A 21,910-nucleotide genomic window follows, 5' to 3' on the forward strand; every position below is an offset into this window, starting at 1 on the left:
GGCATGGCCCCCGGCAGCTCCACCTGCAATGCGGAGACGTTGGCGCCGTCAGCATGGCCGTGGCCCGAAGGCAGTGCCGGCACGCAAGGCGCGGTCGCCGTCACCGAAGGGACTGGAAGGTCGTTCGCAGATGATCGACAAAGACCGGCGGATTCTCCATCGCCGCAAAATGTCCACCCCGCTGCGCTTGCCCAAAAAAGCGGAGATCCGCAAAGCGGCGCTCTGCCCAGCGCCGGGAAAGGCGCACCTGCTCGCCGGGAAACATGCTGATGCCAGTTGGCGTGGGCATTGGATGCGAAGGCATCTGCGCCCTGGCTTCCTGCGCGGCTTCCCAATACAGACGCACCGAGCTGGGCCCTGCGTTCGGGAGCCAATACAGCATGATGTCATCGATGAGGTGGTCCAACGCGATCACTTTCTCCGGTTCAAAGCCGCTCTGGGAGACGTCCTGGAAGAGTGCATAGATCCATGCAGCCAGGCCCACCGGAGAGTCCGCCAAGCTGAAGCCCACCGATTGCGGCCGGCTGCTTTGCAGCTTCATGTAGCCGGAAAATTCTGTGTAGTAGCGTTGGGCGTCCTCCAGCATCTTCTGCTCGGCCGGTGTGGCTTCGGCGATTTCCTGCGTGCTGGGTTCGAACATCACCATGTTCAGATGGATGCCCACCAGGCCCGGTGGCTGCATGAATCCAAGCGCGGTGGTGATCGCACTGCCCCAATCGCCGCCCTGTGCGGCCCAGCGCTCGCCATACCCCAAGCGGCGCATCAGTTCGACCCATGCCGCAGCCGTGCGCCCGATTCCCCAGCCACGGGCGGTCGGCTTTGCAGAGAACCCAAAGCCAGGCAAGGATGGAATGATGAGATGAAAGGCGTCCGACGCCTGCCCGCCATGGGCCACCGGGTCACTCAAGGGGCCGATCACCTCGCGGAATTCGAGCACCGAACCGGGCCACCCGTGCGTCAGCAGTAAAGCAAGCGCATCGGGCTCGGGCGAGCGTACATGCAGGAACTGGATCTCCAGTCCATCGATCGTCGTACGACTGCTGTTCCAGCCGTTCAACAACTGCTCTGTCGCACGCCAGTCGTAACCGGACTGCCAGCGGTCCACCAGGCGCCGGATGCGCTCGCTCTGCGGGCCCTGGCTGTGGTCCTCCACGGTCTCCCTGCTTGGCCAACGTGTTTGCCTCAGCCGGTGTGCAAGATCATCCAGCTCCGCTTGTGCAACCTGGATGTGGAACGCTGCAATGCCATCGCGCATCTCAAGACTCCCGTACATAGGTGTTGGCCAGTGTCTGGCGGGCTGTTTGCCAGGAGCGCGCACCGTAGCGATCGTTATCCAGCGGGACCAACTTGCCGCGCCCGCTCATCATGTCGCGCAGATATTGCATGCCCTGCCAGGGAGGGAAGGGATCATCGCTGGCGGGTGTGAGTGCACGCACCGCACGGATGATTGCCGACATCGTGCCGAGCCCGCCGGGCCTGAGCGTGCGATAGCGCTGCCCGGTGAGTTCGGTGAGCAGTTGCGCGATGTCGTTGGGCGAAATGCTGTTGCCGGCAATGCGCAGGTCCCGTGGTGCAGTGGCATCCTGTGCGGCCGCGGCCGTGTAGCTGGCGACGTCATCTTTGGCGGTGAAATCGAGCTGCTGGTGTGCGTCGCCAAAATGCATGACACGACGGCCGGGGACCACCAGGCGCGCGCTGCCCTCGAGCAGCTCCAGAAAGCCGCCGCACAACACCGAGGTGGCCGCGATCGGCGCGGCATCCAGCCGGTCTCTGAACCGGCGCCGCAGATCCAGGTTTCGATTGTCGCCCGGCCGTGTCTTCGTATAGTCCAGCGAGAAATCAGACGGGATGAATCGAGGCACGCCGGTGCTGACCGCTGCATGCAACAGCTTTCCCTGCTGATCCAGCATGACGTCTTCCAAACCGTTGAGCGCGGACACGACACAGGCCGCATTCCCGACCGCTTCACGCAACGATTTGGCGTCTTCCATCTCGACGTAGTGGACCTCGACGTTCCTGCGTTGCAGGGCCGCAACACGGTCCTTCCCGGCACCTTGGCGAACAAGGGCAACGACAGCGGCTCCCTGGTCCTTCAGCGCAAAGGCGATTCGGCCACCCAGGTCGCCGGTGGCGCCTGCAACAACGATTCGGGATGTCGCATCTGTCTCCACAATTGCCTCGTGCCTGGGTCTTTTTGCGCCAACAATGGCAATGAGAACTGCGACAGCGCAGCAAGCTCTGCGTCACTCAGCAGCTCCGCCATTCGCCGGCCTGGAAGACCATGCAGCGAACAACTGAACGATATCGTTCAGTTGATGGGAATGCAAGCGACGTGTAACTTTTCGTCGATGAAAGCAGTCAAGCAAAAGTCAAAAGGCGGAAGGCCGCCACTCGATAAAGCGGGCGATGTGGAACGGCGCTTACTCGATGCGGCACTGCACCTCTTCCTGGAGCGCGGATTCGAGGACACCTCGTGTGAGGACATCGCGCGGCTGGCCGGTGCAGGCAAGGCAAGCTTTTACGCGCGCTACGCCAATAAAGACGCCATTTTCGAAGCGGTGGTCCGTCGCGATGTCGACACCCAGCCCCTGCCTGCCGCAGCCAGCGTCCCCATGGATCTGGAGGGGCGCCTGAGACACGCAGGGCAAGGGATGCTTGCGCATGCGCTGCAGCCCCAGACGGTGGCGATGATGCGCCTGGTCGTCGGCACCTCCATTCGCGCGCCCGCGCTTGCCGCTGAAGTCAACCGCATCGGCTGGGAGGGCGGGCTGCGGCGCGTGCAGGTGGCGATCCAGGACGGCCCGGATCAACCGGCCAATCCGGCTGCGCTGGCAAGCCACTTCGTCGACCTGGTTTTTGCCCCGCATCAACTGCGCGCCCTGCTGGGCGAGGATCCAGGCAGCCTGGTCGCCACCGCATCGGACCGTGTGGAGTGGGCGCTTGCACTTCTCAAGGATGCTGGCCAGCTGAAGACCGGAATGGCGCAGTGACGCCCTTGCGTTGCAGGAATCACTGAACAACGTGGCGGAACGACGCGACTTGATGGCGTATTCGGCGGTGTCCTCGGGCACGCGCATGTTGCCCTGCTCGCAGCAGAGAAATGGAACTTCTCAATGCTGCGGCATGTGAGGTGACGGATCACTTTTTGAAGTCGGTAGGACGTTCCAGCTGATAGATCGCCTCACCCAGGTCATCGAGCTTGCTGGCAACGATGGCCTGCGCATCGTAGACGCCCCGATTGTAGAAATAGGCCCCCACCTCGTCGGCGAAGAAATCCAGCAGAAACTCCGCATCGAAGCGGCTGATCTGCTGCTTCAGTTCCTCGCTGAAATACAGCTGGATCTTGCGGGTGATCGCCGCCCGCTCGCCTTCGGTGAATTTGATCGCGGTCATGGATGCTCTGGTCGGCTCAACTACGGTATCGGGGCGATGTGCGTTGCGACACAGGCAGCTTGGGGCGATATTTTTCCGAGAACTACGCGACCGACGTGCTGCGCCGTAATGTGGCTGGAATATCGATCGGTAGAAGATGTCGCATACAGGCTCCCTGCCTTCAAGCTGCCGCCGCTCCTCAAATACATCGAGCCGCGCCGCGATGCGGCGTCGGCTTGCCAGGGTTCACCTGGACTGACTTGCCGCGCGTTTGAAATACGCCGTGCGCATCACCGGGTTGCCGTCCTTGAAGTACGCTTCAATCTCGGTCATGACCTTGCCGTCGGCACTGACCGTATAGGTGCGCGTGGATGCCGGGACACCTTGATACATCAACTGCATCACCAGCACGCCGGGCTCGGGCATTTTGACTGCGGCGCGATCGACCAGGTAGGTGCCCGAGGCCTTGCCCGGCGTGCCGTCCAGCAACAGCGTGGATTGCGCCTGCAGCGTCTTGTTGTCGTGTTCGATGATCTCGGCGCTGGTTGCCCACTTGTTGCCTGGAACCTGTTTGAACTCCAGGACGACACGTTTGGGTCGTACCGCTGCCGGCATCGGGAGGCTGCTGGTATCCAGCAGCCAGGTGCCGACCAGTGGCGATGGCGCGGTTGATGCGGAGAAGGCGGGTGTGGCCTGCAACATGACGGCAGCCACCAGTGCAACACATGCGGTCTTCATGTGAACTCCCTGATCGTTATGTGATCCCTGCGGGCAGTCAGGCGACTGCTTGCAAGGCATTGCGCGTAGAGATCGACTTCCCGTAGACCGCCCCACTCCGGCCCGAGGGCGATACTCACCGCTGCCCGGTGGTGAGTCAACCGACGGCAGGATGTGGCTGCTGGCGCAGTTCTCGTCGCTCTGCAGACCATCATTGACTGCGTCATCAGCCGTCGTCACACACAAAGACACCCGCACGGGGCGGGTGTCTGGCAGGCGTCAGCGCGGCGTGTGGCTCGCGCCGAAAGTTCAGCCCTGCGCCTTGTCGAACTCCACGTGATAGCGCGTGGCCTCATTCACTTCGTTCTTCGAACCCAGGAACACCGGCACGCGCTGATGCAGCTGCGTCGGCTGGAGGTCCAGGATGCGCTCGCGCCCGGTGGTGGCCGCGCCGCCGGCCTGTTCCACCAGCATGCTCATCGGGTTGGCTTCGTACATCAGGCGCAGCTTGCCCGGCTTGGACGCGTCCTTCTTGTCCCAGGGGTAGATGAAGATGCCGCCGCGGGTGAGGATGCGGTGCACGTCGGCGACCATGCTGGCGATCCAGCGCATGTTGAAGTCCTTGCCGCGGCTGCCGTCCTTGCCGGCCAGCAGGTCGCTGACATAGGACTGCATGGCCGGCTCCCAGTGGCGCTGGTTGGACATGTTGATGGCGTACTCGGCGGTGTCGTCGGGTACGCGCATGTTGGCCTGGGTCAGCAGGAAGCTGCCTTCCTCGCGCTCCAGGGTGAAGGCGTGGGTGCCATGGCCGAGCGTGAGCACCAGCATCGTGCTGGGGCCGTAGATGCAGTAGCCGGCGGCCACCTGTTGCGTGCCCGGCTGCAGGAAGTGCTCATCGCCGGGCTTTTCGGTGCCCTTGGGCGCGCGCAGCACCGAGAAGATGGTGCCGACCGAGACGTTGACGTCGATGTTGGAGCTGCCGTCCAGCGGATCGAACAGCAGCAGGAAATCGCCGCTGGGGTACTGGTCGGGCACCGGCTGGCTGTGATCCATTTCTTCCGACGCGCACGCGGCCAGGTGGCCGCCCCAGGCGTTGGCTTCGAGCAGAATGTCGTTGCTGAGCACGTCGAGCTTCTTCTGCGCCTCGCCCTGCACGTTGCCGGTGCCGGCATCGCCGAGCACGCCACCCAGGGCGCCCTTGCTCACGGCGATGGAAATGCGCTTGCAGGCGCGCGAGACGATGGTGATCAGCTGGCGCAACTCCGGGTCGATACGGCCGGCGTGTTGCTCTTCGATCAGGAAGCGGGTCAGCGAGGGACGCGACATGGGGGCGGGCAGCCTGTGTAGGAAGTGGTCCGCCATTGTCGCCATTGCGCCGTTAGATTTCGATCACTGCATGCGCGTTTTGCCGCGTTGTTGATCGAACATGCGCGAATGGGGGAGCGATGGTCGCGCTGCGATTGCCCCCATCCGCCCTTCGGGCACCTTCGCCCGCCGGCGGGGGAGGGACGCGGCGAGGGCTGGGAAGGGGAGCGTTTGCGGGCACAAAAAAACCGGGAGGCTGGCGCGCTCCCGGTGTGCAGGCGTTGGCCGCTGTGGCCGACCACGCTGCGTCGCTTACATGCGGCTGACCGTGGCCACGGCCTGCGCCACGTAGTCCAGGTTGCGCTGGCTCAGCGCGGCCACGCAGATGCGGCCGGTGCCGACGGCATAGATCGCGAACTCCTCGCGCAGGCGGTCGACCTGGGTCCGGGTCAGGCCCGAGTACGAGAACATGCCGGCCTGGCGCTGGATGAAGTCGAACTCCGGCGCGCCCAGCGTGGCCAGCTTGGCCACCAGGCCCGCGCGCAGGGCGTGGATGCGCTCGCGCATTTCGGTCAGTTCCTGCTCCCACAGATCGCGCAGCTCCGGGCTGGTCAGCACGCCGGCCACCAGGGCGGCGCCGTGCGTGGACGGGCTGGAGTAGATGGTGCGGATGATGCGCTTGACCTGCGACTGCACGGCCTTGGCTTCGGCCGCTGTGGCCGAGACCACCGACAACGCGCCCACGCGCTCGCCGTACAGCGAGAACGACTTGGAGTACGAGCTGGCGACCACGTAGCTGTCGATGCCTTCGGCAGCGAGCAGGCGCACCGCGTACGCATCGGCCTCGATGCCCTTGTCGAAGCCCTGGTAGGCGATGTCGACGAACGGGAACAGCTTGCGTTCCTTCAACAGCCCGGCAACCTGCTTCCACTGCTCCTTGCTCAGGTCCGCGCCGGTCGGGTTGTGGCAGCAGGCGTGCAGCAGCACCACGGTGCCCGGCTCCAGCTTTGCCAGGTCGGCGAGCATGCCGTCGAAGTTCAGCCCATGGCTGGCGGCATCGAAATAGGTGTAGTCCACGACCTCGAAGCCGGCCGCGCCGAACACGGCGCGATGGTTTTCCCAGCTCGGGTTGCTGATGGCGATGGTGGCCGTGGGCAGCAGCTTCTTGAGCAGGTCCGCGCCCACGCGCAGGGCGCCGCTGCCGCCGACGGTCTGCGAGGTCGCCACGCGGCCGGAGGCCAGCAGCGCCGACTCGGTGCCGAACAGCAGCTCCTGGGTGGCCTTGTCGTAGGCGGCCAGGCCGTCGATGGGCAGGTAGCCGCGCGGTTTGGCGTCCAGCGCAAGCTGCTGCTCGATCTTGTGCACGGCGCGCAACAGCGGGATGCGCCCGTTCTCGTCGTAATAGATGCCCACGCCCAGGTTGACCTTGTTGGGGCGGCTGTCGGCGTTGTAGGCCTCGGTCAAGCCCAGGATGGGGTCGCCTGGAACCTGTTCCACGTTTGCAAAGAAGGACACGGCATGACTCGCTGAAGGACGAAAGAGTGAGGGACTTCCGGATGCTCGGCCGCGGCTGGGCCAAACCACTTCATCGTAGCAGCCCATGGCCGGCGTAGCATGCTTCGTTCCGTACGCAACGATGCGCCCACAGTACGGATGAGGGACACTACGCCCATGCCCAGACTGACCTTGTTGGCCGCCGCCTGCGGCCTGTTCGCCACGGGCGCCGCGTCGCCCGTCCTGGCTGCCGATCCGGCGCCGCCCGCCTCCCCACCGATCCAGCGCTTGCCCACCGTGCAGGTGGACGCCGCGCGCGTGCACGGCGTGGACGACTTCGACCTGCCGGCCTCGTTCACCGTGGTGGCGGCCGACGACGACAACCGTCGCGGCGCGCAGGTGTCCGAGCTGCTGGACGGCATCCCCGGGCTGGTGGCGCGCGATCGCCAGAACTACGCGCAGGACACCCAGCTGTCGATCCGCGGCTTCGGTGCGCGCTCCACCTTCGGCGTGCGCGGCGTACGGCTGCTGGTGGACGGCATCCCGGCCAGCATGCCCGACGGCCAGGGCCAGCTGTCGCACTTCAACGTGCTGGGCGCGCAGCGGGTGGAAGTGCTGCGCGGGCCGTTCTCGGCGCTGTACGGCAACTCCTCCGGCGGCGTGCTGCAGCTGTGGAGCGCCGACGGCGCCCCAAACGACCCCTGGCGGCTGCGCGCCACCTACGGCAGCAACGCCACCGTCAACGTGGGTGCGCAGTTGCTCGGCCAGCAGGGCGCGGTGCACTACAACCTGGCCGCCAATCATTTCGAAACCGACGGCTTCCGCGCCCATAGCCGCGCCAGGCGCGAGTCGGTCAACGCCAAGCTCGGCTTCGATCTGGCCGAGGGCCGCCGGCTGGACCTGGTGCTCAACTACCTGGACGCACCCGACGCGCAGGACCCGCTCGGCCTGACCCGCGCGCAGTTCAACGCCGACCCGGCGCAGGCCACGGCGGTGGCCACCCAGTTCAACACCCGCAAATCGGTGCGGCAGTCGCAAGCGGGGGCCATCTTCACCCAGCAGTTGGACAGCCAGACGCTGCGGCTGATGGCCTACGGCGGGCAGCGCAGCGTGGAGCAGTTCCTGGCGATCCCGGTGGCGGTGCAGCGCAATCCGCTGCACTCGGGCGGGGTGATCGATCTGGACAGCAATTACGAAGGCGCCGACGCGCGTTGGGCCTGGCAGGGGCAGGCCCTGGGCCGGCCCCTGCAGCTGACCGTGGGCGCGAACGTGGATCGCCAGCGTCAGCACCGCACCGGCTATGAAAACTTTGTCGGCGACACGCTGGGCGTGCAGGGCGCGCTGCGCCGCAACCAGCGCGACCAGGTCGAGAACGTGGACCAGTTTGCGCAGGCGTGGTGGCAGTGGAGCGACCGCTGGTCGGCCTTGCTGGGCGTGCGGCATAGCCAGGTGCGCTTCGACTCGGACGACCACTACATCCTCGGGCGCAATCCCGACGACAGCGGCCAGCGCGAGTATTCGGCAACCACGCCGGTGGCCGGCATCGTGTTCCGTGCCGCCGAGGACCTGCGTTTCTACGCCTCGGTCGGGCGCGGGTTCGAAACGCCCACCTTCAACGAGCTGGGCTATCGCAGCGATGGCGGCGCCGGGCTGGCGCTGGATCTGGGCGCGGCGACCAGCCGCAATTACGAGATCGGCAGCAAGTGGCGCGCGCAAAGCGGCGCAGCGGTGGAAGTGGCGCTGTTCCGCGCCGACACCGACGACGAACTGGCCGTGGCCAGCAACACCAATGGCCGCAGCACCTACCGCAACATCGGCGCCACCCGCCGCCAGGGCGCGGAACTGAGCTGGAATCAACCGGTGGGCGACACCCAGCAACTGCAGCTGGCCTACACCTTTGTCGATGCCACCGTGCGCGATGGCTACCTCACCTGCGCCAGCAGCGGCTGCGCCACGCCCACTGCGCCGGTGGCCAGCGGCGCGCGCCTGCCGGGCGTGCCGCGCCAGCAACTGTTCGCGCGCTGGCAGTGGCAGCCATTGCAATGGCAGTTCGCCGCCGAAACGGTGGCCTCCGACGCCACCGTGGTCAACGACCTGGCGACCGAGCGCGCGCCCGGCTACGCGCTGGTCAACCTGGAAGCCTCCCGGCGCTGGACCACCACGCTGGGCGGGCTGCGCACCTTCGCCCGCATCGACAATGCGCTGGACCGGCACTACGTCGGCTCGGTCATCGTCAACGACGGCAACGGGCGCTATTACGAACCGGGCCCGGACCGCACCTACACGGTCGGCCTGCAGTGGGATTTCGGCGGCTGAGCCACCCGCAGCCGGCGCGCGTTCAACAACGCGCCCGTCACCGTAGGAGCGCACCCGGGCGCGACGGAGCCGTCCCGCTAACCCTTGGTTTGCCATAGGTGCAATGGCGGCCGCACGCCTTCGCCGCGCGCGATGTCAGCGCCAGCCACGGGGCGCAGGTGAGCGCAGCCGTGCAAGCGTGGCGTGCGGCAGACACCCGCACCGCTGGTACCTAAGCGCGCACTGCGTTCGGCAAGCCGCTCGCATTGCTTGCCGGGCGTCACGGCAGGGCGCCGCGTTTCTGCAGCAGTGACTGCGCGCAATGCGATGCACTAAGCTTGCAGGCGCATTCCCGCCACAAGGATGTTTCCGTTGAACACGCGCTACGCCCCGATCGATTTCAGCGACAAGCTCGCCCTGCTGTCGCAGCACTGGTCCCCGCGTGTCGTTGCGGAAATGAACGACTACCAGTTCAAACTGGTCAAGCTGCAGGGTGCGTTCGTGTGGCACCGGCATGCGGACACGGACGAGGTGTTCATCGTGCTGGACGGCAGCATGACCATCGAATTTCGCGATGGCGTGGTGGCGCTGTCGGCCGGGCAGATGCACGTGGTGCCCAAGGGTGTCGAACACCGGCCGGCGGCGGAGCACGAATGCAGCGTGCTGCTGGTCGAGCCGCGCGGCGTGGTCAATACCGGCGATGCGGGCGGCGCCTATACCGCAGACAACGACGTCTGGATCTGATCGCTGCGCTCGGTGCGCGGGTGCCGGCGGCATCGGTTTGCATCCACGCAGCCACCCCCTGCGTGGCAGGTTATTTCAGTCGCTGAACTGCATATGGCGCACCTGGTCCTGCACAGCATCGCTGCAGCCCCTGCGGCCAGCCGGTCGTGGGGTGCGTGCTAGGCTCGGTGTTCCGCACACAGCGCATGGAGCATGGGATGACATTCCTGCAAGTGGTGTCGGTTGCGGCGCTCGGCGCGACCAGTCTGTTGAGCGGCACCATCGCCAGTGCCGCTGCACCCTCGGAACCAGGCACGCTGCAGGTAACGCGGACCTTTCCGGCCGATAGCCCAGCCGTGGCGCAGGTGCATCGCTGGTTGCTGGCGCAGCCGTCCAGGCAACAGCGGCCGGCAAGCGCCGCCGAGCTAGGCCAGCTACGCACCAGTTACCGCACGCACGCGCCAGCTGCCGGCGGGCGTGCAGACCTGACCAATAGCGAGGTGGCCTTCCCGGAACATGGTCAGCCTGGGGATACGGTCGCCATCGACGCATGTGGCGCGGGGATGCGCTATCACTGGACGTATCGGTGGACGGCGGCATCGGCCACAGCGGCGGGTTGGCAGTTGCAGTCCTATCACCTGAGGAAGGTGCAGGACTGCGCTGCTGCCATGGCCGATCCCGACGTCTTCAAGCCGACTGCACCGCGCGGTTGAGGTGCGTGCGCACGGCGTGCAAGTCACCCGTGGCGATCCACGGCGGCACTGTAGTCGCGGCCTGCGGCGATCGCGATGGCGGGCGGAAGTTCAGGCACGTTGAGAGGCATGGCGGGTAAGGTTTCGTACCCGCAGACTCCCCCTTGATGCGCAACGTGAGAGGGCGTTGGTCAGCGGCGATAATGCGCCGAGCTGGCTCGCGTCGGCGTTTCCCGTTGCCCGCACGCCGCCGTTTGCGTCGAGGAATACAGCATGACGCACGCCGGCATTGATGGCGGCCGCGAGGGGGGGCTTGGTGGTGGGCATGCGCATCCGCGCGTTCCCGGGCCGCGTCGGCGGGCGATGCATTTGCGCGCCCGGTGTCAGGCCCGTTGCGGGCCGAGCCGGCGATACAGCGTGCTGCGGCTGATGCCGAGCCGGCGTGCCGCCTGCGCGACATTGCCGCCGCAGGCGTCCAGCGCCTGCCGCATCGCTGCCTGTGCCAGCTGCTCCAGGCTATCGGCCGGTGCCGGTGCCGGTGTCGGTGCGGCAGCGGCGACCGCCGACCCTGCGGTCCGGGTGGCGAGGTAGCCCGGCAGCGCGTCGCGGTCGATGCGCTCGCCGGGTTCGCTCAGCGCCACCAGCGTGCGCAGGCAGGCCGAGAGCTGGCGCAGGTTGCCGGGCCAGTCGTAGTCGGCCAGGACCCGCAGGGCGTCGCTGCTGAGCCGGCGGCCCTGGCCCAGGCGCTGCCACAGCTCTTGCACCAGCAGCGGGCGGTCGGCGTGCGCGCGCAGCGCCGGCAGCGCCACGACATGATGGGCGATGCGGTAGTACAGGTCGGCGCGGAAGCGGCCGTCGGCAATTGCCGCTTGCAGGTCCTGGTGGGTGGCGCAGACCAGCGCGAAATCCAGCCGCACCGGCTTGCCGCCACCCAGCGGCGACAGTTCGCGCTCCTGCAGCACGCGCAGCAGCCGCGGTTGCAGCGCCAGCGGCATGTCGCCGATTTCGTCGAGAAACAGCACCCCGCCCTCGGCCTGGCGCAGCAGCCCCGGGCTGCCGTGCTTGCGCGCTCCGGTGAAGGCGCCGTCCTCGTAGCCGAACAGCTCGGCCTCGATCAGACCCTCGGGCAGCGCGGCGCAGTTCACCGCGACGAACGGGCGGGCGGCGCGCGTGCAGCGGCGGTGCAGCTCGCGCGCGAACACCTCCTTGCCGGTGCCGGTCTCGCCCTGCACCAGCACTGGGAGCTCGGCATCCAGCACCCGGCAGGCGCGCCCGAGCAGGCGCTCGATCTCGGCCTCGAACAGCGGTGCGTCGCGGTCACCGTCCTGGCGGGCGGCCGAGACCGTGATCGGTGGCTGCGTGGCGCGCCGGCGCGGCCGCGCGTCGCCGCGCTCGTCCACGCGCCCGTACAGGGCGCGGCCCTGGCGATCGAACAGGGCGCCGTCGTGGCGCAGCCGGGTCAGCGGCTCCTCGAACAGCGCGTCGTAGCGCGCGCGCCCCAGTTCGTGGCGCTCCAGCCCGAACAGCTGCAGGCCGGCGCGGTTGGCTGCCACCAGGCGCCCGCCGCGGAATGCCAGCAGGCCCTCGTGCGCGGTGCCGAGCAGGGCCGGGTCGTGGTGTACGCGCAGCAGTTCGCAATCGGCGATGCCGTCGTCGAAGTAGCGGTGCTCGATGCTGGCGACCGCGCGCCGTGCCAGTCCCAGCGCGTGGATGTGCTGCAGACGCGCGTCGCCGGAGATGTCGAGCACGCCCACCAACTGCCCGTAAGGGTCGAAGATCGGCGCCGCGGCACAGCTGAGGATGCCGTGCGGGGCGAGATAGTGCTCGCCGCCGCGGACCTCGATCGAGCGGCTTTCCACGATCGCGGTGCCGATGGCATTGGTGCCGAGCACGCTCTCGCTCCAACAGGCGCCGGGCATCAGCGCCACCCGCCCGGCGCGCTCAAGGAAGCCGGTGCTGCCCTCGGCATCGAGTATCCAGCCAGCCTCGTCGGTGAGCAGCACGACGCTGCCGGTGGCCGCTGCGTCGGCCGACAGCCCTTCCAGCTCGGCGCGCGCGCGCCGCCACAGGGTCTCGTGGCGTTCGCGCATCTCGCGCAGGCGTGCGGCGCTGACCGGTTCGATCGCCGGGGTCGCCTCGGCGGCCAGGCCCTGGCGCTGGCAGCGTCGCCACGACTGCAGGATCGCGTCCGGTACCTGCCCGGCCGGCATCGCGCCGTGCTCGAAGAACGAGCGCCGCGCGCGGCCCAGCTGCTGCTCCGTCGACATCGCCATCCGCCACCTCGTGTCGCAATTTGCGACAGTCCAGAAGATCACTGTCGCGATAAACACCATGTTTGCGGACACAGCGCAAGCGCCGCGCGTGATGCGCCGCAGCGAAGACCTCCACTATCGGCCGCACCCGCGGCGCGATCGGGCGTGACGCAATGCAGCAGGAAAAACCTGGCATCACCCTTGCGTGACAGCGGGGACGCCCGTCACGGGCTTCTTCCCATGTACCGCAGGAGACACCGATGAACGCCGTCACATCCGCCAAGCCGCTGAACACCGACCCGCAGTCCATCTTCAAGCCGCGCTACGACAACTTCATCGGCGGCAAGTGGGTGGCGCCGCACAGTGGCCAGTACTTCGACAACACCACGCCGATCAACGGCAAGGTGTTCACCTCGATCGCGCGCTCCAACGCGCAGGACATCGAAGCGGCGCTGGATGCGGCGCATGCGGCCAGGGACGCCTGGGGCAAGACCTCCACCACCGACCGCGCCAACGTGCTGCTCAGGATCGCCGATCGCATCGAGCAGAATCTGGAACTGCTCGCCCATGCCGAGACCTGGGACAACGGCAAGCCGGTGCGCGAGACGCTCAATGCGGACGTGCCGTTGTGCGTGGATCACTTCCGCTATTTCGCCGGCGCCATCCGCGCGCAGGAAGGCGGCATCTCCGAGATCGACAGCGACACCATCGCCTATCACTTCCACGAACCGCTCGGCGTGGTCGGGCAGATCATCCCGTGGAACTTTCCGCTGCTGATGGCGTGCTGGAAACTCGCACCGGCGCTGGCCGCCGGCAACTGCGTGGTGATGAAGCCGGCCGAGCAGACCCCGGCCTCGATCCTGGTGCTGATGGAGGTCATCGGCGACCTGCTGCCGCCGGGCGTGCTCAACGTGGTCAACGGTTTCGGCCTGGAGGCGGGCAAGCCGCTGGCCAGCAACCCGCGCATCGCCAAGATCGCCTTCACCGGCGAAACCACCACCGGCCGGCTGATCATGCAGTACGCCAGCCAGAACCTGATCCCGGTGACGCTGGAGCTGGGCGGCAAATCGCCGAACATCTTCTTTGCCGATGTCATGGCCGAAGACGACGACTTCCTCGACAAGGCGGTGGAAGGCTTCGTGCTGTTCGCCTTCAACCAGGGCGAGGTGTGCACCTGCCCCTCGCGTGCGCTGATCCAGGAATCGATCTACGACAAATTCATGGAAAAGGCGCTGGCGCGTGTGGCCGCGATCAAGCAGGGCAACCCGCTGGATCCCAACACCATGGTCGGCGCGCAGGCCTCCAGCGAGCAGCTGGAAAAGATCCTGTCCTACATCGACATCGGCAAGCAGGAGGGCGCGCAGGTGCTGATCGGTGGCGAGCGCAACACGCTCGACGGCGAGCTGTCCGGCGGCTTCTACGTCAAGCCGACGGTGTTCAAGGGCCACAACAAGATGCGCGTGTTCCAGGAAGAGATCTTCGGGCCGGTGGTGTCGGTGACCACCTTCAAGGACGAGGCCGAAGCGCTGGCGATCGCCAACGACACGCTGTACGGCCTGGGTGCCGGCGTATGGAGCCGCGATGCCTCCCGGCTGTACCGCATGGGCCGCGCGATCCAGGCCGGGCGCGTGTGGACCAACTGCTACCACGCCTATCCGGCGCATGCTGCGTTCGGCGGTTACAAGCAGTCGGGCATCGGCCGCGAGAATCACAAGATGATGCTCGACCATTACCAGCAGACCAAGAACCTGCTGGTGAGCTATTCGCCCAAGGCGCTGGGCTTCTTCTGACACCCATGCCGGTCGCGCTTGTGCGCGGCGACGATCGGCTGGCGCCGCGCGTCCGCACCGCGGCGTTGACCTCGATCAAGGCCCCGGTTGCGGCCCGGGGCTAAGGTTCCTCAACGACAGCGACAGGAGTGCAATGTGGACAAGACGATGAAAGCTGCAGTGGTACGCGAGTTCGGCAAGCCTCTGGTGATCGAGGAGGTGCAGGTGCCGCGTCCGGCCGCCGGCGACATCCTGGTCAAGATCGAAGCCTGTGGCGTCTGCCACACTGACCTGCACGCCGCCGAAGGCGACTGGCCGGTCAAGCCGAACCCTCCCTTCATTCCCGGCCACGAAGGTGTTGGCAACGTGGTGGCGGTCGGCGAAGGCGTCAAGCACATCAAGGAAGGCGACCGCGTCGGCATCCCGTGGCTGTACTCGGCTTGCGGGCATTGCGAGCACTGCCTGGGTGGCTGGGAAACCCTGTGCGAGGCGCAGCAGAACAGCGGCTACTCGGTCAACGGCGGCTTCGCGCAGTACGCGCTGGCCAATGCCGACTACGTTGGCCTCCTGCCCAAGGGCATCGGCTTCGTCGAGGTCGCGCCGATCCTTTGCGCGGGCGTCACCGTCTACAAGGGCCTGAAGGTCACCGAGACCAAGCCGGGTCAGTGGGTCGTGATTTCCGGCATCGGCGGGCTCGGCCACATGGCAGTGCAATATGCCAAGGCGATGGGAATGAACGTGGCCGCAGTGGATGTGGACGACACCAAGCTGGCACTGGCCAGGCGCCTGGGCGCAACGGTGACGGTCAATGCGCGCACCACCGATCCGGTGGCGTACCTCAAGAAGGAAATCGGCGGCGCACACGGCGCGTTGGTCACCGCGGTATCGCCCAAGGCGTTCGAGCAGGCGATCGGCATGGTGCGGCGTGGCGGCACGGTGTCGCTCAACGGCCTGCCACCGGGCCAGTTCCCGCTGGACATCTTCGGCATGGTGCTCAATGGCGTGACCGTGCGCGGCTCGATCGTCGGAACCCGGCTGGACCTGCAGGAGTCGCTTGCCTTCGCCGAGCAGGGCAAGGTCGCGGCGACCGTGGCCACCGACACCCTGGACAACATCAACGAGGTGTTCGCGCGCATGCACGCCGGAACGATCGAAGGGCGTATCGTGCTCGACATGGCGGCCTGACCGCGGCGCAGGAGGCAGACGATGCAGGGCACCACCACGCAGACAGACCCACCGTTGCAGGTAATGGCCACGCTGGCGGCGTTGCAGCTGATCGACACGCTGCGCGCGCGCCACGGCGATGTGCTGTTCCATCAATCCGGCGGCTGCTGCGATGGCTCCTCGCCGATGTGTTTTCCGGTGGGCGATTTCATCGTTGGCGACCGCGACGTGCTGCTGGGCGAGATCGGCGGCGCGCCGTTCTACATCAGCCCCTCACAGTTCGACTACTGGAAGCACACCCAGCTGATCATCGACGTGGTGCCGGGGCGCGGCGGCATGTTCTCGCTGGAAAACGGCGAGGGCGTGCGCTTTCTGGTGCGCTCGCGCCTGTTTGCCGATGAGGAATTTGCCCGGCTGCAGCAGGCAGGGCGGGCGTAAGCCGCACCCGCCCGGCTGCTGCGGCCGGGCGGGTGTTTCAGCCGGCGGTCGTCAGCGGTCTGCCACGGTCGACGGCGCGGTGCCCGGCTTCTTGGCCGGGGTGTCGCCATTGGCCGGAATCAGCGTGTCGGGCGCATCGCCGGCCCCGCGGTCTTCGTAGTGCTCGGCATCGCGCTTGCCGTGCTGTTCGCCCGGCTGGGCCGGTTGCTCGCGTAGCGGGTCACGGGACATGCGGTTCTCCTGGAAGTCGAGAGGGATGCGCAGTTCACCGCGTACCGGGTGAAGGGGGCGCAGTGGCAGCGGCAGACACATGGCTCACGCATGGATCACGGTGGCCGCGCTACAGCTATGGGCTACCCCAAACAGCACCCGGAGTCACACGCCGATGGCACGACCGATCTGGACCGGAACCCTGTCGTTCGGCTTGCTCAATGTGCCGGTGTCGTTGATGTCGGGCGAGCGCAAGGTGGACCTGCATTTCCGCATGCTCGATTCGCGCGACAAGAAGCCGATCCGCTTCGAGCGCGTCAACGCCGATACCGGCGATGAAGTGCCGTGGAAGGAGATCGTCAAGGCCTTCGAGTACGACAAGGGCAGCTATGTCATCGTCGAGGAGCAGGACATCCGCTCGGCCTCCCCGGAGAGCCACGAGACGGTGGAGGTGGAAACCTTCGTCGATGCCGCCGACATCGACCCGCGCTATTTCGAGAAGCCCTACATCCTGGTGCCCGGCAAGAAGGCCGAAAAGGGCTATGTGCTGCTGCGCGAGACGCTGCGCGACACCGGCAAGGTGGGCATTGCCAAGGTGGTGATCCGCACGCGCGAATACCTGGCGGCGGTGATGCCGCAGGGCGATGCCTTGATCCTGCTGCTGCTGCGCTACCAGCAGGAAGTGGTGGACCCGCAGGACTTCAAGTTGCCGGCCGGCGCGGTGGGCGAGTACCGCATCACGCCCAAGGAACAGGAGATGGCCAAACAGCTGATCGAGTCGATGTCCGGCACCTGGCAGCCGGAGGACTACCACGACGAATTCCGCGGCAAGCTCGAGCAGATCCTGCGCAAGCGCATCCAGGCCAAGGGTGGCACCACCACCGTGGATGTCGAGCCGCCGCAGCACGAGGACGCCACCACCAACGTGGTCGATTTCATGTCGCTGCTGCAAAAGAGCCTGCAGGCCAACACGCGCACGCCGGCCAAGAAGAGCAGCGCGCCGGCAACCGCGCCAGCCAAGAAGACCGCCAAGACCGCCGCCAAGAAAGTGGCCAAGAAGGCCACCAAGAAGGCCGCAGGCAAGGCCACCAAGGCCACGGCCAGCAAGGCAGCGCCGCGCCGCAAGGCCGGGTAGGCCCAGTCCATGTCACTGCGCGACTACACCGCCAAACGCCGCTTCGACCAGACCCCGGAGCCGGCCGGCGACACGCCCGCACGCGCCAGCAAGCAGCCGATCTTCGTGGTGCAGCTGCATCACGCCAGCTCGCGTCATTACGACTTCCGTCTGGAACTCGACGGCGTGCTCAAGAGCTGGGCCGTGCCCAAGGGGCCCTCGTTGCGCGTGGGCGAAAAACGCCTGGCGGTGGAGGTGGAAGACCACCCGCTGTCGTACGCCAGCTTCGCGGGCGATATCCCGCAAGGCCATTACGGCGCCGGGCATGTGGAGGTGTTCGACCACGGGCATTGGCAGTGCGAGGGCGACGCGTTGGCGGCGCTGGACGCCGGCAAGCTGGAATTCGAACTGCAGGGCTCATTGCTGCGCGGTGGCTTCGCCTTGGTGCGCACGCAGATGCGTGGCGGCAAACCGCAGTGGCTGTTGTTCAAGCGCAGTGATGCGTCTGCGGCCGATCTGGATGCCGATGCGCTGGTGGCGCAGCAGGCGGCCGGCGCATCGGCAGCGGCCGCCCCGGCGACGCGTGCCAAGGCCAGCCGGGCCCGGCGTGCACCAGCGGCAAAAACGAGCGCCGCAACGTCGCCTGCGGCCAGCAAACGTGCACGCCCAGCGCGTGCACGTTCCGCGCAATGGCATACCCGTGCCCTGGCGCTGGACGGCGCCCGCGATGCGCCATGCCCCACCGAGCTGCGCGCGCAACTGACCTTGCTGCGCGAGCAGGCGCCCGATGGTGAGCGCTGGTTGCACGAGATCAAGTGGGACGGCTACCGCCTGCTGGCCGACCTGGTCGATGGCCAGGTGCAGCTGCGCTCGCGCAACGACCAGGCCTGGACGCAGCGCTTCCCGGAGGTGGTGCGCGCAGTGCAAGCACTGCCGGTGCGCGATGCGCGCCTGGATGGCGAGCTGGTGGTGCTGGATGCCAAGGGGCGCACCGATTTCTCGGCGCTGCAGCGTGCGCTCGATGGCAGCGCCGTGCAGCCGCTGCGCTACATCGTGTTCGACCTGCTGGGCGTGGCCGGAGTGGACCTGCGCGATACCCCGTTGCTGCAACGCAAGCAGTTGCTGCGCGAGTTGCTGGGCGATACGCCGGGCACGCTGGCGTTCAGCGACCATGTGATCGGCCATGGCCCGCAGGTCTTCGCGGCCAGCGCCGGCACCGGCTGGGAAGGCATCGTCAGCAAGCTCGCCGATGCGCCCTACCGTGCAGGACGCAGCGCCGATTGGGCCAAGACCAAGCACGAGGACAGCGACGAGTTCGTGGTGGTGGGGTACACCGATCCCAAGGGCGCACGCAGCGGCTTTGGCGCCTTGCTGATGGCGCAGCGCGACGGCAAGACGCTGCGTTATGTCGGGCGTGTGGGCACCGGATTCGACGATGCCTTGCTCGGCAAGATCACCGCGCTGCTGCAGGCGCTGCACAGCGACACCGCCACGCTGGAATTGCCCACGCACATCCCGGGGCGGCCACGCGATGTGCATTGGGTCCGGCCGGTGCTGATCGCCGAGGTCGCCTTCCGCGGCTGGGCGAAGGAAGGCCTGTTGCGGCAGGCCGCGTTCAAGCGTCTACGCGAGGACAAACCCATGAGCGAGTTGGGCGGCGACCGCGCCGCGCCGGGCAAGGCGCGTGCTGCGGGCCAACGTGGTGCGGCAACGGCCGCTGCGCCGGCGCGCAAGACGGCGACCACGAAAACATCCAGAACGACAGTCGACGCATCCACCAGCACCACCAGCAAACGCACGCGTTCAACGGCGTCGAAGACGACCGCGACCACGACATCCAAAAAGGCGGCGGCGGCCACGTCCACGGCGTCCAAATCCGCGGCGTCCAAGTCCACAACATCCAAATCCAAATCTACGTCCACGTCCACGTCGACAGACGGCATCACCATCACCCATCCCGAGCGGGTGGTGTTCCCCGCAGCGGGCATCAGCAAGGGCGAGGTGGCCGACTACTACCGGGCAGTGGCGCCGCTGGTGCTGGCGGAGATCGCACGCCGGCCGCTGTCGCTGCTGCGCTGCCCCGATGGCGCCGGTGGCGATTGCTTCTTCCAGAAGCACGAAGGCCGCCACCTGGGCACGCACATCAAGGCGATTCCGCTGCAGCAAAAAAGCGGCACCGAGGATTACATCTACGTCGAAGATGCCGCCGGCCTGCTCGAGCTGGTGCAGATGAACACGCTGGAGCTGCATCCCTGGGGCGCGCAGGTCGACGATCCGGAGCATCCGGATCGGCTGGTGTTCGACCTGGACCCCGGTGACGGCGTGTCCTGGGCCGACGTGGTGGCTGCCGCGCGCGATATCCGCGCCAAGCTGCGCAGCGCGGGGCTGGAAAGCGCGGTGCGCCTGTCCGGCGGCAAGGGCCTGCATGTGGTGGTGCCGATCGTGCCGGAAGCGGACTGGGAGCAGGCGCGCGATTTCTGCGAGGCATTCGCCCAGGCGCTGGCAACGCATGCGCCTGACCGCTACGTGGCCACCATGAGCAAGGCCAAGCGCCACGGCGTGATCTTCGTCGACTGGCTGCGCAACGGGCGCGGCAACACCAGCGTTTGTTCGTGGTCGCTGCGCGCGCGCGAAAAAGCCACCGTCGCCGTCCCGCTACGCTGGGAAGAACTCGGCAAGATCAGCGGCCCGGACGCCTTCCCGATGGACAAGGCGCTGGAACGCGCCAGGCGCCAACGTGCAGATCCCTGGGCCTCGGTGCTGGCGTTGCGGCAATCCTTGCCCACCGGCGGCGATGAGAACTAAGCGTGTCTAACAAACCTGCTGCCTAGCCGCGAGGCGGGCGCGGCCTGTGCTCGGAATCGGCATGGAGTACTCGCAGCTTCAGATTCTGAGTGCGGCGTCCACGCGTGCATGACGATCGCTTGCAACGCGTCGTTATTCGAATTATCCAATAGGTGCGCATCACACCCAGCGCTTGACCATGCGTACCGACCATCTCGATTGGTCCTTGCCCGCCCACCGTCGCGGGACCTTACGCGGCATGGATGCCGCGTAAGAGCCTCCATGGACGGATTCACGGCGTGTCCCGCGATGGTGGGCGGGCAAGGGCCCTGCAGCCAGGTAAAGGGCCCTGCAGCCAAGCCGCAGATCATCCGCTCTGCTACGCATCTCGATTCCCAATTCCCGATTCCCAATTCCCGTCAAGGCGAAACCGCACGCTCCCGCGTCACCCTGCTCAACGCATCGCTGCTGATCTCGGCAATCGAATGGGTGCCGGTCAAGGTCATCGCCACGCGCATTTCCTTTTCGATCAGGCTCAGCAGGTTCTCCACGCCGGCCTGCCCGCCAGCGGCCAGCGCGTAGACGAACGCCCGCCCCAGCAGCACCGCATCGGCGCCCAGCGCCAGCATGCGCACCACGTCCAGCCCGCTGCGGATGCCCGAATCGGCCAGGATCTTCAGCTGTCCCTTCACCGCATCGGCAATGGCCGGCAACGCACGCGCGCTGGACAGCACGCCGTCGAGCTGGCGCCCGCCGTGATTGGACACCACGATGCCGTCGGCGCCGAAGCGCACCGCATCGCGCGCGTCGTCCGGGTCCAGGATGCCCTTGATCACCATCGGCCCGGTCCAGAACTCGCGGATCCATTCCAGGTCCTTCCATGCGATGGACGGGTCGAAGTTGGCGCCCAGCCAGCCGATGTAGTCCTGCAGGCCGGTCGGGCTGCCGCGGTACGCCGAGATGTTGCCCAGATCATGCGGCTTGCCGAGCAGGCCCACGTCCCAGGCCCAGCGCGGATGGGTGACGGCCTGCAGCATGCGCCGCAGCCCCGCGTTGGGCCCGCTCATGCCCGAGTGCGCATCGCGGTAGCGCGCGCCGGGCGTGGGCATGTCCACGGTGAACACCAGCGTGGTCACCCCGGCGGCCTTGGCGCGCTCCAGCGCGTTGCGCATGAAGCCGCGGTCCTTGAGCACGTACAGCTGGAACCACATCGGGCGCGTAATCGCCGGCGCCACTTCCTCGATCGGGCACACCGACACCGTGGACAGCGTGAACGGGATCCCGCGCGCCGCCGCCGCGCGTGCGGCCTGCACTTCGCCACGGCGCGCGTACATGCCGGTCAGCCCGACTGGTGCCAGTGCCACCGGCATCGCCAGTGTCTCCCCGAACAACTCGGTGCCCAGGCTCAGGTCCGACATGTTGCGCAGCACCCGCTGGCGCAGCGCGATATCGGCCAGGTCCGCGACATTGCGCCGCAAGGTGTGCTCGGCATACGCGCCGCCATCGATGTAGTGGAACAGGAAGGGCGGCAGGCGCGCCTGCGCAGCGGCACGGTAGTCGGAAGCGGCGGAAATGATCATC

General features: G+C 67.0%; 18 protein-coding genes. 9 read left to right on the top strand and 9 right to left on the bottom strand.

The window, feature by feature from the left end:
• Positions 1–100: 100 nt before the first annotated feature.
• Positions 101–1,255 carry an epoxide hydrolase family protein gene (locus tag CPBF1521_RS00470; RefSeq protein WP_115675550.1) on the bottom strand — a complete coding sequence of 385 codons (1,155 nt, stop codon included), beginning with the start codon at positions 1,253–1,255 and terminating at the stop codon, positions 101–103.
• 1 nt (position 1,256) lies between these two features.
• Positions 1,257–2,171: an NmrA family NAD(P)-binding protein gene (locus tag CPBF1521_RS00475; protein ID WP_115675551.1), complete on the bottom strand. Its 915-nt coding sequence runs from the start codon at positions 2,169–2,171 to the stop codon at positions 1,257–1,259.
• A 177-nt stretch (positions 2,172–2,348) separates the two neighbouring features.
• On the opposite strand from CPBF1521_RS00475, the gene CPBF1521_RS00480 reads away from it, so the two are divergent.
• On the top strand, positions 2,349–2,990 hold the full coding sequence (locus CPBF1521_RS00480) for a TetR/AcrR family transcriptional regulator (RefSeq protein WP_115675552.1): 642 nt from the start codon (positions 2,349–2,351) through the stop codon (positions 2,988–2,990).
• A gap of 148 nt (positions 2,991–3,138) precedes the next feature.
• On the opposite strand, the gene CPBF1521_RS00485 is transcribed toward CPBF1521_RS00480, so the two are convergent.
• The 4 genes from CPBF1521_RS00485 to CPBF1521_RS00500 form a co-directional block, all read right to left on the bottom strand.
• Entirely contained in the window at positions 3,139–3,393 is a 255-nt protein-coding gene (locus CPBF1521_RS00485) for a DUF2164 domain-containing protein (RefSeq protein ID WP_115675553.1), read from the bottom strand.
• A gap of 225 nt (positions 3,394–3,618) precedes the next feature.
• On the bottom strand, positions 3,619–4,086 hold the full coding sequence (locus tag CPBF1521_RS00490; protein ID WP_115676452.1) for a LuxR family transcriptional regulator: 468 nt from the start codon (positions 4,084–4,086) through the stop codon (positions 3,619–3,621).
• A 312-nt stretch (positions 4,087–4,398) separates the two neighbouring features.
• Positions 4,399–5,415 (bottom strand): class 1 fructose-bisphosphatase, encoded by a 1,017-nt coding sequence (locus CPBF1521_RS00495; protein ID WP_104584495.1) that lies wholly within the window; start codon positions 5,413–5,415, stop codon positions 4,399–4,401.
• Between the two features lie 291 nt (positions 5,416–5,706).
• Positions 5,707–6,909: an amino acid aminotransferase gene (locus CPBF1521_RS00500; protein ID WP_115675554.1), complete on the bottom strand. Its 1,203-nt coding sequence runs from the start codon at positions 6,907–6,909 to the stop codon at positions 5,707–5,709.
• A gap of 156 nt (positions 6,910–7,065) precedes the next feature.
• Between CPBF1521_RS00500 and CPBF1521_RS00505 the strand changes: the two genes are divergently transcribed.
• The 3 genes from CPBF1521_RS00505 (at position 7,066) to CPBF1521_RS00515 (ending at position 10,619) form a co-directional block, all read left to right on the top strand.
• Positions 7,066–9,204: a TonB-dependent receptor family protein gene (locus CPBF1521_RS00505; RefSeq protein ID WP_181901049.1), complete on the top strand. Its 2,139-nt coding sequence runs from the start codon at positions 7,066–7,068 to the stop codon at positions 9,202–9,204.
• A 342-nt stretch (positions 9,205–9,546) separates the two neighbouring features.
• Positions 9,547–9,927, top strand: a complete 381-nt coding sequence (locus tag CPBF1521_RS00510) for a cupin domain-containing protein (RefSeq protein ID WP_115675556.1) — start codon at positions 9,547–9,549, stop codon at positions 9,925–9,927.
• Positions 9,928–10,124: 197 nt separating this feature from the next.
• Entirely contained in the window at positions 10,125–10,619 is a 495-nt protein-coding gene (locus CPBF1521_RS00515) for a hypothetical protein (protein WP_181901050.1), read from the top strand.
• Between the two features lie 362 nt (positions 10,620–10,981).
• On the opposite strand, the gene CPBF1521_RS00520 is transcribed toward CPBF1521_RS00515, so the two are convergent.
• Positions 10,982–12,871, bottom strand: coding sequence for a sigma-54-dependent Fis family transcriptional regulator (locus CPBF1521_RS00520; protein WP_115675557.1), 1,890 nt, complete (start codon positions 12,869–12,871; stop codon positions 10,982–10,984).
• A gap of 239 nt (positions 12,872–13,110) precedes the next feature.
• Between CPBF1521_RS00520 and adh the strand changes: the two genes are divergently transcribed.
• The 3 genes from adh to CPBF1521_RS00535 all read left to right on the top strand — a co-directional run bounded on the left by adh (position 13,111) and on the right by CPBF1521_RS00535 (position 16,221).
• Positions 13,111–14,640, top strand: coding sequence for an aldehyde dehydrogenase (adh, locus tag CPBF1521_RS00525; RefSeq protein WP_115675558.1), 1,530 nt, complete (start codon positions 13,111–13,113; stop codon positions 14,638–14,640).
• A 135-nt stretch (positions 14,641–14,775) separates the two neighbouring features.
• The gene (gene adhP, locus CPBF1521_RS00530) at positions 14,776–15,804 is read left to right on the top strand and encodes an alcohol dehydrogenase AdhP (protein ID WP_104584479.1); all 1,029 of its coding nucleotides are present in this window, start codon (positions 14,776–14,778) and stop codon (positions 15,802–15,804) included.
• A 21-nt stretch (positions 15,805–15,825) separates the two neighbouring features.
• Positions 15,826–16,221 carry a DUF779 domain-containing protein gene (locus tag CPBF1521_RS00535; RefSeq protein ID WP_104584477.1) on the top strand — a complete coding sequence of 132 codons (396 nt, stop codon included), beginning with the start codon at positions 15,826–15,828 and terminating at the stop codon, positions 16,219–16,221.
• 51 nt (positions 16,222–16,272) lie between these two features.
• Here CPBF1521_RS00535 and CPBF1521_RS00540 read toward each other — a convergent pair whose 3' ends face one another.
• The gene (locus tag CPBF1521_RS00540; RefSeq protein WP_104584475.1) at positions 16,273–16,452 is read right to left on the bottom strand and encodes a hypothetical protein; all 180 of its coding nucleotides are present in this window, start codon (positions 16,450–16,452) and stop codon (positions 16,273–16,275) included.
• A gap of 154 nt (positions 16,453–16,606) precedes the next feature.
• Here CPBF1521_RS00540 and ku point away from each other — a divergent pair, with 154 nt between their 5' ends.
• A complete protein-coding gene (ku, locus tag CPBF1521_RS00545; protein ID WP_104584473.1) occupies positions 16,607–17,566 on the top strand; it encodes a non-homologous end joining protein Ku in 960 nt (319 codons plus the stop codon).
• A 9-nt stretch (positions 17,567–17,575) separates the two neighbouring features.
• The gene (gene ligD / locus CPBF1521_RS00550; RefSeq protein WP_115675559.1) at positions 17,576–20,350 is read left to right on the top strand and encodes a DNA ligase D; all 2,775 of its coding nucleotides are present in this window, start codon (positions 17,576–17,578) and stop codon (positions 20,348–20,350) included.
• 398 nt (positions 20,351–20,748) lie between these two features.
• Here the strand turns inward: ligD and lldD are convergent, their stop codons facing one another.
• The gene (gene lldD, locus CPBF1521_RS00555; RefSeq protein ID WP_115675560.1) at positions 20,749–21,909 is read right to left on the bottom strand and encodes an FMN-dependent L-lactate dehydrogenase LldD; all 1,161 of its coding nucleotides are present in this window, start codon (positions 21,907–21,909) and stop codon (positions 20,749–20,751) included.
• Between the last annotated feature and the right edge of the window lies 1 nt (position 21,910).

The sequence above is a fragment of the Xanthomonas euroxanthea genome (genome assembly GCF_900476395.1).
In the GTDB taxonomy this organism is placed as follows: Bacteria; Pseudomonadota; Gammaproteobacteria; order Xanthomonadales; family Xanthomonadaceae; genus Xanthomonas; species Xanthomonas euroxanthea.